Origin of the sequence: Bacillus sp. 41-22 (genome assembly GCF_025809295.1) — a bacterium.
Classification (GTDB): domain Bacteria; phylum Bacillota; class Bacilli; order Bacillales; family Bacillaceae_G; genus Bacillus_A; species Bacillus_A mycoides.
This window is the reverse complement of the sequence record NZ_CP084035.1, coordinates 2,260,000-2,278,053: the sequence shown is the minus strand read 5'-3', so window position 1 is coordinate 2,278,053 and position 18,054 is coordinate 2,260,000. Positions and strand designations below refer to the sequence as shown.

The window sequence follows — 18,054 nt, the reverse complement described above, 5'->3', positions numbered from 1 at the left end:
CAAACATGCTCTTTATTAATTTAAGGGTTTTATTTATATACTAGCAATTAAATTATACTTTAGCACTGATTAACAAAAAATTCTTATCTATAGCTCTTGAATTTGTGCATTTATATTCCCCTTACTTAATCCACCATGGTAACAAACTACAGAATCAATTTCTAGATTTAAATACTTCTTCAAAGAATTTTGCGCTTCTTTTATATCCAAAGTAGTTGGGGCATGAATTCCACCTAAAATTCCGTTTACGCTATACATTGAATCCCCAGCGATAAGAGTTTTACTTTGTCTCAAATATAAACTAATATGACCAGGAGTGTGCCCTGGGGTATGAATAATAAGAATACCACCGCAATATGGAAGTTCTTGGCCGTCAACCAAAGTATCATCCACTTTTCCTTTCGGAGGATTCTGTACTTGTGCATCCTTCAACAAAGGTAACTCCCCCTCGATATACGGCTTATCTAGATCGTGAGCATAGACTTTTATATTACTTCCACAGTTTTGTAATAGTTCAGGAAGACTACCTATATGATCTATATCTTGATGCGTCAAAATCACGGCTTTTAGTTTATCAAACGATACTCCAACCTTCCCCATCTCTATTCGTATATCTTCAATTTGTCCAGGAAATCCAGTATCTATTAAAACTGCCATTTCATCATCCCATAAAAGAATTGGGTGAATAATATACTCTTGAAATTCAAGATGTAACATCTCTACCCCTTTAGCAATCTCCATAACATTATTCTCCTTTATAACGAAATTTTTGAAATCTAAAAATTGGCCTGATAAACAAGTAATTCTAAATTACAAAGCCCCGCTATCGTTTAATATGTTTCGTCATACCAATCGAAAATCCCTCAAATCCAATTGATTCATAGTAAGATTTTAAATCTTCAACACACATAAGTTGTGGAATAACTCGTTTTTGTTCACAGTGCCGGATTAATCGTTCCACTATTTCCTTTCCAACACCCATGGACTGATACTCTGGCATTACACATACACCGCAAATAATGCCCGTTATTACACCATCTGATATTACTCGTCCCATCCCAATTAATTGTTGCTCTTTAAAAGCATATATCACATACCAACTTTGTTTACACATTTGCTCTAACTCATTAACCGATAATTCAAGAGAATTCCATCCTAAAGATTCATACATAGTTAATAATTCATTGAAATCTTTAGGGGGTTCAATCGTGTAATTTAAAATAGTTTTCATGTAAATACTCCTTATCATCCTTTTTGTTTTTATTCCATAAAATTTTTGACCGTCGTTAAACTGACTAGAACAATACTTCAATAAAAAAAAATGAAACTCCTTCTCTTTAAAAACATAAGCTTAATAAGATTGGTACCATATATATTTCTCTATTTAATATTTGTTTAATATATCAACTAATGGTGAGTATAAAATATATACATTTCAACCATCACCAAATACTGAATCTAAATTACAATTATACGAAAAAGAAGGTATCTCATCTTTGTGAGATACCTTCTTTTATATCAATCCATCATTATATTATCAACCAAAAATCATACAGCTACATACGATAAGAACAAACAAAACTAATAAACTATTTGAGAAATAACCCATAGAATACTACCCCTTTATTTCATTATGTAAAAGATTTTACCATAAAATTATTAATAGTATAATGACTGAAAAAGACATTGGCTTCATTAGTTTTTTATGTATAAAGTAATATTTTATAATCTTTCTACTCACCGCTCATAAAAAACTTTAACTTTTCCTCTACTGCATCTCTCACGATTTAAATAACATTGATATTAGTAAATAAACAATTACTAATATCAATGTTATTATTTGATTTTAAGTAAAAATAGTAATAAAATAATTACTAAATTGATAAAGGACACGAAAAATAATGACTAATAAAGAATTAATAAACGAATACATGAATTTATTATTAAATATGTCAGGTACTTTCAAATTATTATCAGAGAAATCCACTGAATTTACACATTTAGAGCAACACATAATTGAGTATATTGCCCAGCAAAAAGTCGCTGTAAATTTAAAAATGATTGCTAGTTATTTAAACATACCTAAACAACAATTAAGTGTAACCGTTCGTAATTTAGAGCAAAACGGATACATTGTAAAAAAACAAGATACAGTAGATAAACGAGCTGTTTTAATTTCCTTAACAGATAAAGCTGAAAAAGTACATTATGAAAGATGGAAACAAATTTATAATAATTTCACTAATAATCTTGAAAAACTCAGTGAAGAAGATCAACGTGATTTAACTTACGGACTGTATAAAACAAATAAAATGCTATCAAAAATGCTAAATAACGACTAATCATATATATTATGATATTTTTTTATTATTAAATGGAGGACGTTTCATGGTTAAAGAAATAGATTTACAATCAGTTCAAAGTACTATGCTTATTCCACTATGGGGACGAGCATATGGTAGTGAGAAAAACAAGGATATTTTAGATGATACGGAAGCTATTCGGATTATTAAAGAATGCGACTTTGATTTCTCTAAAATAGCAGATACATTTGGCGAATATGGATGTATCACTTACATTACCCGTGCAAGAAAAATAGACGATACTATTAAACAATTTATTAGAAAACATCCGAATGCTACTATAGTAAATATCGGTTCTGGACTAGACACTACTTTTTCAAGAATTGATAACGGTACCCTACAGTGGTATAACCTTGATTTGCCTGATGCGATCGCTTTCCGCAAAACATTAATTGAAGATACACCACGAAATATAAGCATTGCCAAATCATTTTTTGACACTTCTTGGTTCAACGATATAAAATATGATCCAAAAGACAGTATTCTTTTTATATCAGCAGGTGTGTTTTATTACTTTAAAGAAGAAGAACTGAAGGAGATATTTGTCGCTATGGCAAAACGTTTTCCTGGAGGAGAGTTATATTTTGATGCCGAATCAAAGTTCGCACTGACACTTTCGAATGCTACTGTAAAAAAATCTGGTAATAACGGCGCTATGATGTATTTTTACGTAAATAATCCAAAGACAATAGAAAAGTGGTCTTCTAACATAAAAATATTAAGCTGCTCCCCTTTCTTTAAACATATACCTACAAATAAAGATTGGGATGGAAGTACACGAATTATGATGCGGATTGTAAATTTAATAAAGATGTTGAAGTTCGTTCATATACGGTTTGAAAAATGATAAATCTATAGCTTATATATTAATCATATATAAAAGAAGACCTCGATTTTATTAAATTCATATAATAATCTATAGGATAGTTAGTCCATTATGAGGGCTAACTATCCTTTTTTATTTACATAATGAATGAAATAAGTAAACAATAAATATTTAGTTTAATCAGTATAATAAAGATATATAACTTGAAACGTTCGATTGGTTTTTTGGGGAGGGCATAGCCTCGGTGCGAAGGCAACACTCCGCTTTCGAGGACATGCTTCAGTTATAGTTTGTCACTATTTGAATTATAAATCAGTTATTTTATCTTTATCTGGATTCTTGCCCAAACTAATGACCTCTTCTCCTTTTCAATAGTTTCGAGTTAGGTCCGGGATTTCTAAAGGTCGCGTACGTTCCAAACAATCTCACCGCGCTCGTCCCACGTACTGTGATGCCTCTTAAATCCTATCTTTTCTAACACCCGGAAGGACGCAACATTCCAAGCGCCTACAGTCGACCAAAGTCTGTGGCGCCCCGTAGCAATCGCAGCGTCCAGCACAACAGATGCTGCCTCAGTCGCATAGCCTTTGCCATGAGCACTGCGGAACAACTCGTATGCGATCTCCGGCTCTTCCAGTGTGGAACGACCGATAATCAAGCCACAGTATCCGATGAAATCACCTTCGTCTCGTCGGCGAATAGTGAGAAGGGAAATGCCATTTTCGCCTGCTCTCTTACGCATCTCTATAAGCATGCTACGAACGGCGTCAAGGGTTGGCATATCCACACCACGTTCGCCAATTAATTTTCTCATCCAGACTGAATCGGATTCCTCCCACATACTCAGATCAAGTCGTTCAGTTTTCAGCTGGAACTCCATAGCTTTAAATAAAGCTGTCATAGTGGAAACCTCCTAGTTATGTCACTGCACTCATAATATAATGTACACCATCTTCCAACATGTACTGAATCACTTATTTTCTCTCCTTATCGCTCATTTACTACCACCTAAATGTATATGTTCTAATTATTAACACCTTTTTCCTTTAAATTCTTTAGGCCCTATCCTCATTTATAGTAATAGCTTTCTTATTCGAAAAAAAATTTTTAAAAATTCCTACCCCTACAATTAATAGACCTATACCAATTAATTTATTTATTTGTATAGGTACTCTCTCCATTCCAAACAATCCAAATGTATCAACACATAATGCAACAACTAATTGAGTAATAAGGCTAATGAGCACCGTATAAGCTGGACCTAAACTCTTTATTGCACCCATTATACAAATAATTAATCCGATACCAAACAATCCACTTATATAAAATAAATAATTTGCAGTATAAAAGTTAACGCTTATACTTTTCTCTGTAATGATATGAAATAAAACAGAACTTATGAGACCTATTCCAAGAACACATGCAGTTGTTAACCACTGTCCTACAATTTCATTCACTTTCGTATTAAAAACAGATTGTAAGCTAATTAATATTCCAGCTAATATAGCTAAACTAAATCCAATCATAACCCTTCTCTCCCTTTCATTACTCATATATATTATCTTTAGCAACTTCCTTCATTCTAGAAAAATCTTTAATTACAATAACTCCATTATTCTTTTCAATTAATTTTTCACTATAAAATTTTTGTAAAACTCGAATTACATGCCTATAACTTACACCTATAAAATCTGTAATACTTGATACAGAAGTTGAATCTAAATCCTCTTTATACATATTCCCATTACTATCCGTTGAAATCGAAAGTAAATAACTAGCTACACGTACTTCTACCGGATAAAGTAAATTTAGAGCTGTAAAACGAGTCGATATTTTTAACGTGTTCGCAATGTTTTCAAGCAAGAACTTCATAAATATAGGATCATGTAATAACTTATTTCTAATAACTGTATTAGAAATGGAGATTGCTACAACATCTGAACAAGCTTCAACAACATTATGTGCTTTGCTATTTTGTATTAATTCAATATCACCAACAATTGCTAATGGATTGATAAAGCGAAGGATTAGTTTCTTTCCTTCTGGTGTAATCGTGTAAACTTTTACTTTTCCTTTAATAACAAAATATAAACGATGAATTTCATCATCTTTATCGCAAATAAGCTTGCCTTTTTCAAAATGATTTACTTGAAAATTGTCAGTACTTATTCCTGAAAAAATTTCAAGTATATTATAAGCTTTCAAATATTGAATAATTAAGTCTGATTTATTATCCACTTACAGTCCCTTCTTTCCTTACATATTAAACACAAAAATACCTAAAATCATTACTATTGTCCCCACAATATGGTATCTCTCCATTTGTATCTTTTTTATATGAAATAATCCTTTCATTTCAATAACAGTAGCTGTTAATAATTGAGCAACCATAAGTGTTCCAGCTGTTAATGTAACTCCCATTGAATATATCGCCATTGTTTCCGCACAAGTAATCAACCCACCAAGTGCGCCAGCTGCTAAATATACTTTTTTTACACCCTTTAAATCCGTTACTTTCTCTTCTTTCTTTAACAAAAATATAGTTGTTGCAATAAGAAACCCAATTAAATGCGTAATAATACTCGTCGACCATATACCGATATCTGAACTAAGTTTCGCATTAAACGTACCTTGAAGTGTAATGAATACTCCTCCAAAAACTGAAAGTAAAATACCTTTCAAAAAAATCATCTCCTAATCTTCTATCTATGATTTAATTAAAAGCTACAATACTACAACGACAAAAGGACAAATGTCACATCAATATGAAAATAATTAGTAATGTACACGAAAAAACACATCTCAAAATATGTGAGATGTGTTTAAAACACTTCATCCGTATATAATATTTTAGTAATTAAAACTATGCTACATTAACAGCTTTATTCTTCAAAACAAACTTTCCAAATAAGAAACGTACAAGAGGTCCCATTATTATTAATTGAAGTGGGTACGCCATAATGAAATTTTTAATGAAAATCGAGAAATAAATTGAAGCGAATGAGTCACCATGTAACCCATTATGTAAATACATCATAGCCATTCCGTAAAATGACATAAAGAATACCATTCCGATTACCATTGTTGTTGCCATCGCAATAATCATGTTTACTTTTTTTGATTTATCAAATGGTAATGCAAATACAATCTTTTTCGCACACGGTCCTACGATACATATTTCAATTAATAGCGCAATAATAAATCCAATTATTAGTTCTAATGCGATCTCCTTAATATGAATTGGCCCTCCTGCTCCATTCATTAATAAATTGTAAAACGTCATAACGATAACCATCCCGAGGCACATCATCATACCAAATTGGAGGTTTTCCTTTCTTGTTGTTGGCAATTTTCATCATCCCTTCTCTTTGAGTCTTTGTCATTATATCGATATTGGAAACTCCTTCGTAAGTGAACATTTTGTGAACATTTTTAAAGCGTTTACGTGCATTTCTTCCACTCTTCACTCCAATCCTCCCACTTTATAACTTTTTACTTACAAAGGTTTTATATATTTTGATGTTGAATTATTAAATTTAATATTGAATTATATGATAATTACTACTAGGAGGATAACCATGAATAAAGCGGAATTTTACGCATATCACATCGTTACAAGGAAAACAATGAGTATCGGAAAAATCATTCACTTTGACAAAAATCAAACTAATACTTTATTTCACTTCTTTTTTGAAAGAGAACAATTAAATTCTAATGATGAAGACTCCATTCAAATTTTAAAAAGGCATTATATCAATGAGGAATTACATATAAATAATGAAAATGCTAAAGTAGTTCTGAATTATATAGATCAAACAATTAGAGCGGTTAGAGAAACGATTGTGGAAATGGTTAGACTGCAAGAATTTCCTGAATATCCCTCAAGGTTGTCTTGCTTATATGCTTCAAAAAGCTATGAGGATGCTTTGAAATGGAAAGCTTTATTTGATTCTTATAATCGAGATGTTTTACAGATTGTTAAACTACGAGTGATCGGTAGTTCTTTTGAAGGTGACGGAAATCTTTTACCGAAAGAAGATGGTATTCCTTTCGCTCAAAAAATGGAACAAGCTAGAGAGTATTGGAAAGGAAACGTTAGAAATGAACTTCCTGAGTTACTGATTAATGGGAGAATTGAAGTGGTGGAAATTATTGATGATTTTTCATCAATTAAAATTTAATTCCTGGTTAAATATTAAAGAATGGAGATTAAAATGATGAAAAAAGTGTACTTCAATCATGATGGTGGTGTAGATGATTTAATATCACTATTTTTACTACTCCAGATGGAAAATGTAGAACTTACAGGTGTTTCAGTTATTCCTGCAGATTGTTATTTAGAACCAGCAATGTCTGCCAGTCGTAAAATTATAGATCGCTTCGGCAAAAATAATATTGAGGTAGCAGCGTCCAACTCTCGTGGAAAAAACCCATTTCCAAAAGAATGGCGGATGCATGCATTTTATGTAGATGCTTTACCAATTTTAAATGAGTTTGGGAAAGTTGTTACACCTGCATCAAAAAAACCTGCACATCATCATATAATAGAGACTCTTCTACAAACTGATGGAAAAACAACTTTATTATTTACAGGGCCCCTGACTGACCTTGCTCGTGCACTATATGAATCTCCAATAATCGAAGATAAAATTGAACGTCTCGTTTGGATGGGCGGTACATTTCGTACTGCAGGCAATGTACATGAGCCAGAACATGACGGAACAGCCGAGTGGAATTCATTTTGGGATCCCGAAGCAGTAGCTCGTGTTTGGAATGCTAATATAATCATTGATTTAGTAACTCTAGAAAGTACAAACCAGGTTCCGCTAACTATAGACATACGTGAACAGTGGGCAAAAGAGCGTAAGTATATTGGTGTTGATTTCCTTGGTCAATGCTATGCAATGGTTCCCCCTCTCGTTCACTTCTCAACGAACTCTACTTACTATTTGTGGGATGTATTAACCGCTGCCTTTGCTGGGAAAGCTGATCTTGCAAAGGTACAAGCGATTAAAAGTATTGTTCATACATACGGACCTAGTCAAGGACGTACAGTGGCAACTGATGATGGGCGACCTGTAAATGTCGTTTATGATGTAAAACGTGATGTATTCTTTGAATATATTACTGAATTAGCTAAAAAAGCTGCTACTTGAAACCTCAATTTTACGAAAAATAACTTTTAAGATTACAATACATATATTCTGAGAAATCACTCCTAAAAGTTAGAAACCCAAACGAAAAGTATATTAAGAATGATATACTTTAATTAATATAACATGGGGTGATATGATGGATTACGAGTTACTAAAAGAAAGAATAGAAATAATAACTTCTAGAATTAAAGAAATAGGCGGTGAAGTTCAAGAAGTTTGTATAGATGAACCATCTTCTCTTGAAAAGATAATCCAAGTGAAAAAAAAACTTGGTGTTAAATTACCAAATAGTTTCAAAAAAGTACTTTTAGAGTTCTCAGGAAATTTTAGCTTACGCTGGTTTTTACCTGACGATATGGAGCTACCAAATGAATTTCGTGAAATTTTTTGCGGAACACCCCACTGGAGTTTAGAAAGTCTTTCTGAGTTTGAAAAAGAACGAAAAGACTGGATTGACACGGTTTTTCCAAATCCTGAAGATGAATATGATATAGTGTGGCATAATAAATTAGCATTTTGTGAAGTGGGCAATGGGGATTATTTAGCATTTGATATGCAAGATAATATAGATGCTCCGATAATTTACCTAAGTCACGAGGATGGAGAAGGACATGGATATAAGATTGCGAATAATTTCATTGAATTCATTGATAATTGGTCAAGAATAGCTTTTGTAGGATGCGAGGATTGGCAGTGGTTACCGTTCACAACCAGTCTTGAAAGTGGTGTAAACCCAGATGATGAGCCAGCAAAAAAATTTAGAAATTGGTTGGGACTAAATATTTAATTATTAAAAAGAGTATTGAATTAACTTTCAATACTCTTTTTGTACAGTTTAATTATATTCAAATCAGAATAAGCTTCAATCTGGTTTGAGTTAGGTTTTACAGATTAACCATTTCATAACCATTTACAAAGTACGTTATTGTTTCTAGCTCATCTTCATTTAATTCTCTATCTAGTTCTTGTTTATATGCTGCCTTTATCTTCTCTTCATCGCCTTTATGAGTTTCCGTATAAGTTCCTACTGTTTTTAATAAACGAATCTCTCGCAAAAATTCATTTCGATCTATAGCTTCCCCATGTGAAAGAATATAGGTCTCGGCATCAAATTTCTCTAACTCTTGTATCAGTTTAAACGTTCGTTTCGTCGTATAGTTCCACTTAGAAGAAAAAATATCTGCATAAATACAATCTCCTAAAAATAAAATCTTTTCTTCTTTAATATAAATGACAACAGAGTCATGTGAATGGTTCCCGCCCACATGCTCTAACACACATGTCACATCACCAAGGTCTAATTCAAGTTGTTTCTGAAAGGTTAAGGACGGCGGAAGAATTTGAATATTTCTTGGTTTTTCACTGAACTCTTTTTTTATACAGTCCGCACAAAATTCAATTTCTGTACCTTCTTTCACTCGTGTGTCCAATGCCTCATCCGACCACTCATAAGAAACAAGTGTGTTCATCTCTTTTTTTGTTTCAAAATGTGCGATAGACAATGCATTTTGTAATACAGGCAATCCAAAAATATGATCCCAGTGCCAATGCGTTAATGCTACAAAATCAGGATTTGAGATATTTTGCTCTTTTAGCATTTCTAAAAACAATTGTGTATGTGCTTCTGAATTACCTGCATCTATCATCAAAGTCTTTTCTTTTCCAACTACCATTCCTAAGATAGGTCTATCAGTCTCGGAAACAGGTGTCATGTACCAAAATGCGTTTCCTATTTTTTTAATTTGCTGCATAACTATTGCCTCCATTTTATGAGTATGTAACAATTTCCAGCCGAGAAAATTCTTTATTTTGTATTTTGATTACTATTAAATAACAATGTCAGAAATAAAATCATTCTACATTTTTTATTATCTAGTGAAATACAAATACTAATTTTGACAAGGGAATCCTTTCTCAACATTTGTTACTTTTAATCTATTTTACGCTACGAATTTACATTTAAATTATATTACAATTTGTATAAATGAGATACATTTTACAATATCGAAGGAGTGTTGAACCTGGAATGCAAAGGAACCAATCATTCCCTATTTCGGTAATGTGTTAACAGGTAAAAAGTTGATCAATGAATTTAATAAGGAGGGCTACCATGTTATCAGCTGAGTCAACTATCCCCACTGAGATGAAGCGTTTCAGTGGGGGCTTGAGTTAGAACGCTAGGTCTTTTCATCTATCACTAGACAGTTGACGCTCTAGCATTCATGCCACCTCACAGTAACACCCCAATTATGTTTTTGGTTGGTACTAGAAACGAATAATCGTTTCCCCACTTGCACCACCCTTTCGAAAAAGAGCAGTTCTTCCTTATAGAAGAAGCCACCACTCAGATGAATCCGGCGTGTGCTACAGGCCCCGACAAGTCGAGTACACATGGATGGTTGACACACCCACTAAGCTATGCGCGAAGCAAAAGCCCTACGTTTTTGCACTTTTAATAGAATCGGCGTTTTCACTTTGAGATTGTCATCCAATTGTACAATTTTTGATTTTTCCAATGTATTCAATGCACCATTAATATCAGCATGGATACATGTTCCTGATTTACTTTGATACAGACCACGAGTGATTCGTTTGCCACTAAAGCGATAATGAGTCCTATCCTCCTTAGACCAAACTGGAATCTTATCTTTATCAAGAAAACTAGCTTTTGAAGTATAGCTTTCTTCTTGTTTTAAAAATCGTATACCTTCTTTTATACATTTATTCTCAATCGCTGCAATCAGTTTATGAAATGGGATTTGAACAAATTTTTGATTATTCTTTTTCCCCATATCAGATTTTTGTTTCCAACCAGTGTTATACCCTACGACAACCATATCTATGTTACATGCTTTCACTTTTTTGAACAACAAGCCGACAGTTTGTGAAATGTAACCATTTATTTGTCGTTCCCGTTTATGCCAAAGTGCAGCCATTTTGTTCGTTATAACTCGTTTAGAAAGTCCATTTTCCACATTTTTCAGTTGGAGATTACGTATCATTTTGTTGAAGTACTGGTTAATAGATTTTAGTTTTTTTCCATCAATTAAAAATGCATCACCTGTATTTGTTACGCAACTTAATAATCTATCTACACCTAAATCGCAACTCAAAGCGTTACTAGTAGTCGTGGATGGTTTCTTCATTTGAGAAACGTGCATTTCATATGTGTAATGCACCTCAAAGAACCGACCTTTTTGCTTCGGTACAATCTCAATGTAGGAGATTTTTTTATTTCTTACATTTTTAGGCATACGTATTTTAATGGAACCGAATTTTTTCCTGAATGCAACATTCATTGGAATCATCCAATACCCGTTATCATCCACTTTTGGAACTTGATAGATTTCAATAATTCGTTTGTCAGTTGAACCAGAATAATTCGGAAACTTAGGACGACCTGCGAAGGTTTCAGGTTTTTTCTTCCACTGTTCCAATCCTTTAAAAAAGCTTTTTACTTCTGTAAATAAGGATCTACGAATCGCTTGAACAGAGTTTGATTGAATGCCCCAGTAATTCATATCGGCTTGCATGGCAGTGTCCACTTCTTTTACAGTAGCCATCTTGTTATTATTCAAGTAACTTTGTTTAATTGTGTATAATCCAACATTTCGCAACGCTTTTGAACTATGTGACATGCGTTGCAGTAAGCGAAATTCTTTCGCAGTAAGGCAAGCTCGTCCGATATTCTGTTTCTGCGTGAATCGTTGTATGTTTTCTCTTTTCTTTTGTTTACGTAATACTTTCACTGCTTTCTTTCTAGCCATTGTTTTCACCACCTTTCTCAGAGGGTTTATTAAAATCATTAGTTACTTTTAACAAATCAATACTTGGAACAAAATGTGAACATGGTCTTCATCGTAATTCCTTTTAGCGCAAGTAACCGAATGATTATTATTATCCAATTTCGTTGTCTTACGATATATTCCCTCCTTATCTAAGGGCAGATTATATCGTAAGACAAAAAGAAACAAATATTCGCCCTCAAAAAATTGTTATGAACGAAACAAAAGAGTTCAGCCTACCTTCTGACGGCAATTCATCTACACCTGAATTGTTGGGTTTCACCCGTAACACAAATCAGATGGAGTCTTCTTGCCAAAAAGGATAAAAGCAGCAACTATACAGTTGCTGCTTCCAACATTTCTTTTTGTATTTCAACACGTTTGATTTGGTGAGGGTCTTTAGAAAGAATTTTAAATGCATATCCTTCGCTATTCACTGTTTGCCCTTCCTGGATATCATAATTCTGCATCAGAATCCAACCACCAATCGTGTCAACATCACTATCATTCATATGTAATCCTAGTAAATCATTTAATTCACTAATTAATACTTTACCTTCTACGACAACATGACCTTCCTTCATTTGTTGGATGGGAGGACGCTCATCTTCATCGTATTCATCACGGATTTCTCCTACAATCTCTTCCAGAATATCCTCAATGGTTACAATACCAGCCGTACCGCCGTATTCATCATATAACACAGCCAACGGAATACGTTTCTTTTGCATTTGTAGTAAAAGATTATGTATTGGTATGGTCTCAATTACTTCAATTACTGGACGCGTATACGATTGAATAGAACTGAATTCTTTTGCTTCCTTATTCATATAACGGATAAAGAAATCTTTCACATTCACCATACCAATGATTTCATCTTTATCTTCCCCAAATACTGGGTAACGTGTGTACTTTTCATCACGGATTATTTTCATATGGTCTGCTAAAGAATTATCTACATGTAGCCCTATAATTTCTGTACGAGGGACCATGATTTCTTTCGCAATACGATTATCAAATTCAAAAATATTATTTACATATTTGTATTCAGCTTGATTAATTTCTCCACGTTCATAACTTTCAGAAAGAATCAATCGTAATTCTTCTTCTGTATGTGCTACATCATGCTCTGATGCAGGTTTTAAGCCGAACATTCCTGTTATCATCCTTGCAGAGCCATTTAACAAGCGAATAAACGGATACATGATTTTGTAGAACCAGATAAGCGGAGCCGAAAGTAATAAAGTAACCTTCTCAGCCTTTTGAATCGCAAATGTTTTTGGTGCTAACTCACCAACTACAACATGTAAGTACGTCATTATAGTAAAAGCAATTCCTAAAGATAATACACCTGCAATAGAAGGATTAATGTTCCACTTATCAAATAAAGGATGTAAAAGTCTCTCAATCGTTGGTTCACCTAGTGCCCCGAGGCCCATTGCTGTAACTGTAATCCCTAATTGACAAGCTGACAAATATTCATCCAAGTTTGATGTCACTTTCTTAGCTGCCAGCGCACCCTTCTTTCCTTCTAATACAAATTGATCAATCTTTGATCCTCTTACTTTTACAATAGCAAACTCAATTGCCACGAAAAATGCAGTACATGCGATTAAAACCGCTACCATGATTAAATTAAATATGTCCAACTAATTCCCTTAGCTTCCTTGAAACTAAAGGATTCACCTCCTGATATATTTTCTCTTTCCATACCTACAATTTCATACACATTAACATGAGATTGTATACAATCTACATTCTCAAAATGATGAGGGGTACTCTGAGAAAATCGAGGTCATTTAGCCACCTATCCGAGTCAACATCTGAGTCCAATATATTTCCACCGCCTTGATTAAATTATCTATATGTTAGCATGAGAAATAAATCCCAGTCAATGTTTACATTTGAAATACCCTGAAAATTAAACAAAGAACTTCTCTCCCCTGTTTCCTAAAATTTCTTAATGCGTGCACCAAACACTATAACATACCCTTCGCTTCCACTAACTATATTATTTTTTATTCATTATTTACATTCCTTCTCACAGCAAAAAACAAAGCTCAGTAATTTTTATCAGACTTTTCGAAAACATTTTGACACACATATTAGCCAATGCTAATATGAATAAAGAATAAACATATTAGTTATTACTAATACGAATGGAGAGGATACGATTGTGTAACTCAAATGACTTAGATATAAAAGCCAAATTTATTCGAGGCTTTGCTGATAAAACTAGACTTCAGATTCTTCAATGTATGTTAGATGGTGAAAAAACGGTATCCGAAATTGTAGAAATCACTAAAGGAAATCAGTCAAATATCTCACAACACCTAAACTGTTTAAAAGGATGCGGCATCATCCTAGGTAGACAAGAAGGAAAGTATGTCTACTATTCTTTACGCAGTACACAAATTGAACAGTTACTTACAATGTTCGATGTTGTCTTTCATGAGGTGCAAAATGAAGTAGCATCATGTGATAAAAACGATGGTTGTTTATCTCAAAAAGGAGAGAACTGATATGACAGATAAAAAGGAGAGCGAAAAACAAACAAATTGCTGTGAAAATTCTTCCATAGCATCCACAAAAGAAGAATTAGCAACGGAAACTGCATCTTGTTGCTCTTCCAAAAAAGAGATTCCTATTGTGCCAATTGTTAAAAACACTTCTTGTTGTAATGGTGAAACCAAAACTGAAAAAGAAAAAACTACAAAAGAAACATCGTCATGTTGCTCTTCTAAAACAGAGATTCCAATTATCCCTATTACTAAGGAAACCTCTTGCTGTAGTAGTAACAACAATTCTATTAAAACTGAAACTTGTTGTTCAGCTGAATTAGCCCTACAAAAAGAATCAATGACATCAAAATCTTCTTGCTGTAGTGATAGCTCATGTGAAGATCCATCACCTCTTCTTAATACTCAGAAAATATCAGGAGATGGCGTACAAACTTATCTTGTAGAAGGTATGGATTGTGGTGCATGTGCTTTAACAATCGAAAAGCATCTACACAACGTTTCTGGCGTAGAGGAAGTTCGAGTAAACTTCGCTACTGGAAAAATGCATATTCGTCATGACCGAAATGTGGATGACATTATAAAAGAAGTATCTAACGCAGGCTTTGAAGCCACTTTAGCTGGAGCTCGTAGAGGATCAACACCTGTTTCAAAATCAAAAAATACAACTTTGATTCTCTCAGGATTATTTTTAGCTTTAGGATTTGGAGGAAACTTTACAAACATATCCCCTCTTCTTATTACACTTCTCTATGCGGTGAGCATTGGTATTAGTGGTTATAAACCTGCTAAAAGTGCCTTTTATGCAATTAGAAGTAAATCACTCGATATGAACGTTCTCATGATATCAGCCGCTATTGGTGCCGCATTAATTGGTCAATGGCTAGAAGGCGCAACAGTTGTTTGGCTATTTGCATTAGGGGCAACGCTACAAAATAAATCTATTGAACGCACAAGAGAATCTATTCGTGGATTAATTGATTTAGCCCCATCAGAAGCTTGGGTAAAAATTGGAACTGAACTTATAAAAAAATCTGTTGATGATATTGCAGTGAATACAACGATTGTTGTAAAGCCAGGTGAAAAAATCCCATTAGACGGTACAGTTATAGGAGGCAATTCTACTGTAAACCAAGCGCCGATAACTGGTGAATCTATCCCAATTGATAAACAAATTGGTGATTCCGTATATGCAGGAACGATTAATGATGAAGGTTCTCTTGAGATTACAGTCACTAAACTTGTTGAGGATACTACGTTATCTCGAATTATTCACCTTGTAGAGGAAGCACAGGAAAATAAAGCACCGACAGAAGCATTTGTTGATCGTTTTGCAAAAATCTATACACCTATCGTTTTTGTATTAGCAATTGGTGTCATAATTATCCCTCCCCTTCTTGGTATGGGCGAATGGATGGAATGGTTTTATAAAGGATTAGAACTTCTTGTTGTTGCGTGTCCTTGTGCTTTAGTTATCTCAACTCCTGTTGCTATTGTATCTGCAATTGGAAATGCAGCAAGAAACGGTGTACTCATTAAAGGTGGTACTGCTCTAGAAATCGCAGGTTCATTAAATGCTATTGCGTTTGATAAAACAGGAACATTGACTGAAGGAAAACCAAAAGTAATGCATGTACGCAGCGTAGATTGTACTGAAGATGCGTTATTATCCATCGCAGCAACAATTGAAGAATACTCTAATCATCCCATTGCCAAAGCAATTACAGCATATGCGAAAGAGCATCAAACTTCTATCCAAAGCGGAACAGACTTCCGCACCATTGTAGGAAAAGGTGCGCAAGTAACGATAGATGGCGAAACATACTACGCTGGAAATAAAGCATTATATGAAGGTTTTGGAGTTTCACTTCAAATGTGGAACGAACCGATTCAGGAGATGCAAAGAATTGGTCAAACCGTGATACTTGTTGGAACGAACAAAGTCATTTTAGGAATGATTTCAGTAGCAGATTCCATTCGTTCTACTACTTATGGAACAATTCAAGAATTAAAACAATCAGGTATTCGGGAAACTGTTATGTTAACAGGAGACAATGAAGGAACCGCAGAACACATTGCACAGAAAGCAAAAGTAGATCGCTATTTTGCTAACTTACTTCCAGAAGATAAGGTTCATTCTGTCAAACAACTTCAATCTGAAGGAAAAACAGTGGCTATGATTGGGGACGGCATAAATGATGCCCCTGCCCTCGCTACTGCAAACCTAGGGATTGCAATGGGCGGTGCAGGAACTGATACCGCAATGGAAACGGCAGATATTGTATTAATGGCAGATAATCTTGAAAAACTTCCTTATACAATGAAACTAAGTCGGAAAGCATTGCACATCATAAAACAAAATATTTGGTTCTCATTGATTATTAAATTTATCGCCCTTGCCTTTATCTTCCCAGGTTGGCTTACTCTTTGGATGGCTGTCCTAAGTGATACAGGCGCTGCACTTATTGTAATCCTTAACAGTATGCGTTTATTACGGAACAAATAATAAGATAAGGAGCTACTGAGTAGCTCCTTATCTTATATACAAATTGAATTAGGATGTAGAAATGTTATCATTTAGTGGACGTTTACAAAAATAAGCGTTACTGCGAGAACAGCTGATTTACTATGAACCTATACCAACACATTCTATCTTTTCCTCATCTTCTGATTTAAAGATCATCCTCTTCTTGTTTTTCAAAATCACTCCATGTCCAATTGGTCCAATCATTATTTACTTTCCCTACAGTTATCAAATTCACATTATTTAATTCAATCGCTTTAGCTAAACTTTGAAAGAATATGCTCTCACTCGGTTTTTGATCATCACTAACATCAGGATGTTCCCATTCTTCTGTTTGATAAAATAGATTTGGTTTAAATTCTGCATTGATTTCATCTAACATGTCCGAGGGCTTTATCCAGAATTTCTCCTTATATACAGAAGTTAAATAACGAATAAGTTTGGTAAGATGAAATGAATCCGTTTCAATTCCTAAACGCTTATACTCTTCTACCGTTGGTGTTAAGGTAATATGTTCTCCTTTCAACAGTAGCTCCATATGAAAAGGACCTACAAGGAAACGATCTTCATCATCGTACCAATACTCTTCATTTACCAGCGTTAAGATTTCATCAAAACATGAAAAAAACCCTTGCTGTCTCATGCTATTACTATACACATAGAAGTTATTCGATATCTCAAGGTTTGCATCAACGCCCACAACCTCAAATACAATGAACCACTTGTCTTCCTCTCGAAAAACAGATATTCTGGATTGTGCTAAGTCAAAATTATAGTTATCAAGTACTGGAAAATCAAACTCCCCCGCGTACCTATCTAGTGTTTCAAGTATTTTTCTGCTTTCATAACATTACTCTCCATAAAGTTAGTATAGTAAATTT

At 33.9% G+C, this 18,054-nt stretch carries 18 protein-coding genes; 7 read left to right on the top strand and 11 right to left on the bottom strand.

The features are described from left to right. Nucleotides 1-87 precede the first annotated feature (87 nt). Both LCF45_RS11640 and LCF45_RS11635 read right to left on the bottom strand, forming a co-directional pair. Nucleotides 88-741, bottom strand: a complete 654-nt coding sequence (locus LCF45_RS11640) for an MBL fold metallo-hydrolase (RefSeq protein ID WP_002012823.1) — start codon at nt 739-741, stop codon at nt 88-90. 82 nt (nt 742-823) lie between these two features. Further along, nucleotides 824-1,231: a GNAT family N-acetyltransferase gene (locus LCF45_RS11635; protein WP_002127326.1), complete on the bottom strand. Its 408-nt coding sequence runs from the start codon at nt 1,229-1,231 to the stop codon at nt 824-826. A 670-nt stretch (nt 1,232-1,901) separates the two neighbouring features. On the opposite strand from LCF45_RS11635, the gene LCF45_RS11630 reads away from it, so the two are divergent. Together LCF45_RS11630 and LCF45_RS11625 are read left to right on the top strand one after the other, a co-directional pair. Then, complete coding sequence (locus LCF45_RS11630; protein WP_002189564.1) at nt 1,902-2,342, top strand: MarR family winged helix-turn-helix transcriptional regulator; 441 nt, start codon at nt 1,902-1,904, stop codon at nt 2,340-2,342. A gap of 46 nt (nt 2,343-2,388) precedes the next feature. Next, nucleotides 2,389-3,210, top strand: coding sequence for a class I SAM-dependent methyltransferase (locus tag LCF45_RS11625; protein WP_002189563.1), 822 nt, complete (start codon nt 2,389-2,391; stop codon nt 3,208-3,210). Nucleotides 3,211-3,586: 376 nt separating this feature from the next. Here LCF45_RS11625 and LCF45_RS11620 read toward each other — a convergent pair whose 3' ends face one another. The 5 genes from LCF45_RS11620 to LCF45_RS11600 form a co-directional block, all read right to left on the bottom strand. Continuing rightward, nucleotides 3,587-4,090 carry a GNAT family N-acetyltransferase gene (locus LCF45_RS11620; protein WP_002012819.1) on the bottom strand — a complete coding sequence of 168 codons (504 nt, stop codon included), beginning with the start codon at nt 4,088-4,090 and terminating at the stop codon, nt 3,587-3,589. Between the two features lie 154 nt (nt 4,091-4,244). Then, complete coding sequence (locus LCF45_RS11615; RefSeq protein ID WP_002127321.1) at nt 4,245-4,715, bottom strand: DMT family transporter; 471 nt, start codon at nt 4,713-4,715, stop codon at nt 4,245-4,247. Between the two features lie 19 nt (nt 4,716-4,734). After that, the gene (locus LCF45_RS11610; RefSeq protein ID WP_002127320.1) at nt 4,735-5,427 is read right to left on the bottom strand and encodes a Crp/Fnr family transcriptional regulator; all 693 of its coding nucleotides are present in this window, start codon (nt 5,425-5,427) and stop codon (nt 4,735-4,737) included. Between the two features lie 18 nt (nt 5,428-5,445). After that, entirely contained in the window at nt 5,446-5,871 is a 426-nt protein-coding gene (locus LCF45_RS11605) for a DMT family transporter (protein ID WP_078203260.1), read from the bottom strand. A 181-nt stretch (nt 5,872-6,052) separates the two neighbouring features. After that, nucleotides 6,053-6,538 (bottom strand): DUF2798 domain-containing protein, encoded by a 486-nt coding sequence (locus LCF45_RS11600; protein WP_002185892.1) that lies wholly within the window; start codon nt 6,536-6,538, stop codon nt 6,053-6,055. A gap of 229 nt (nt 6,539-6,767) precedes the next feature. Between LCF45_RS11600 and LCF45_RS11595 the strand changes: the two genes are divergently transcribed. The 3 genes from LCF45_RS11595 (at nt 6,768) to LCF45_RS11585 (ending at nt 9,132) form a co-directional block, all read left to right on the top strand. Then, nucleotides 6,768-7,370, top strand: coding sequence for a DUF2441 domain-containing protein (locus LCF45_RS11595; RefSeq protein ID WP_078203259.1), 603 nt, complete (start codon nt 6,768-6,770; stop codon nt 7,368-7,370). A gap of 33 nt (nt 7,371-7,403) precedes the next feature. Further along, the gene (locus tag LCF45_RS11590) at nt 7,404-8,345 is read left to right on the top strand and encodes a nucleoside hydrolase (protein WP_050000733.1); all 942 of its coding nucleotides are present in this window, start codon (nt 7,404-7,406) and stop codon (nt 8,343-8,345) included. Between the two features lie 136 nt (nt 8,346-8,481). Beyond that, complete coding sequence (locus LCF45_RS11585) at nt 8,482-9,132, top strand: SMI1/KNR4 family protein (RefSeq protein ID WP_263894842.1); 651 nt, start codon at nt 8,482-8,484, stop codon at nt 9,130-9,132. 97 nt (nt 9,133-9,229) lie between these two features. On the opposite strand, the gene LCF45_RS11580 is transcribed toward LCF45_RS11585, so the two are convergent. The 3 genes from LCF45_RS11580 to LCF45_RS11570 all read right to left on the bottom strand — a co-directional run bounded on the left by LCF45_RS11580 (nt 9,230) and on the right by LCF45_RS11570 (nt 13,779). Next, on the bottom strand, nt 9,230-10,096 hold the full coding sequence (locus LCF45_RS11580) for an MBL fold metallo-hydrolase (RefSeq protein ID WP_078203257.1): 867 nt from the start codon (nt 10,094-10,096) through the stop codon (nt 9,230-9,232). 660 nt (nt 10,097-10,756) lie between these two features. Beyond that, nucleotides 10,757-12,112, bottom strand: coding sequence for an RNA-guided endonuclease TnpB family protein (locus tag LCF45_RS11575; RefSeq protein WP_263894841.1), 1,356 nt, complete (start codon nt 12,110-12,112; stop codon nt 10,757-10,759). A 353-nt stretch (nt 12,113-12,465) separates the two neighbouring features. Next, nucleotides 12,466-13,779, bottom strand: a complete 1,314-nt coding sequence (locus LCF45_RS11570) for a hemolysin family protein (RefSeq protein ID WP_002189551.1) — start codon at nt 13,777-13,779, stop codon at nt 12,466-12,468. A 525-nt stretch (nt 13,780-14,304) separates the two neighbouring features. Here LCF45_RS11570 and LCF45_RS11565 point away from each other — a divergent pair. Both LCF45_RS11565 and LCF45_RS11560 read left to right on the top strand, forming a co-directional pair. Then, nucleotides 14,305-14,652 carry an ArsR/SmtB family transcription factor gene (locus LCF45_RS11565; RefSeq protein ID WP_002109853.1) on the top strand — a complete coding sequence of 116 codons (348 nt, stop codon included), beginning with the start codon at nt 14,305-14,307 and terminating at the stop codon, nt 14,650-14,652. Nucleotide 14,653: 1 nt separating this feature from the next. Next, on the top strand, nt 14,654-17,155 hold the full coding sequence (locus LCF45_RS11560) for a heavy metal translocating P-type ATPase (protein ID WP_215560394.1): 2,502 nt from the start codon (nt 14,654-14,656) through the stop codon (nt 17,153-17,155). A 166-nt stretch (nt 17,156-17,321) separates the two neighbouring features. Here the strand turns inward: LCF45_RS11560 and LCF45_RS11555 are convergent, their stop codons facing one another. Then, the gene (locus LCF45_RS11555; RefSeq protein WP_412838327.1) at nt 17,322-18,005 is read right to left on the bottom strand and encodes a DUF7003 family protein; all 684 of its coding nucleotides are present in this window, start codon (nt 18,003-18,005) and stop codon (nt 17,322-17,324) included. Between the last annotated feature and the right edge of the window lie 49 nt (nt 18,006-18,054).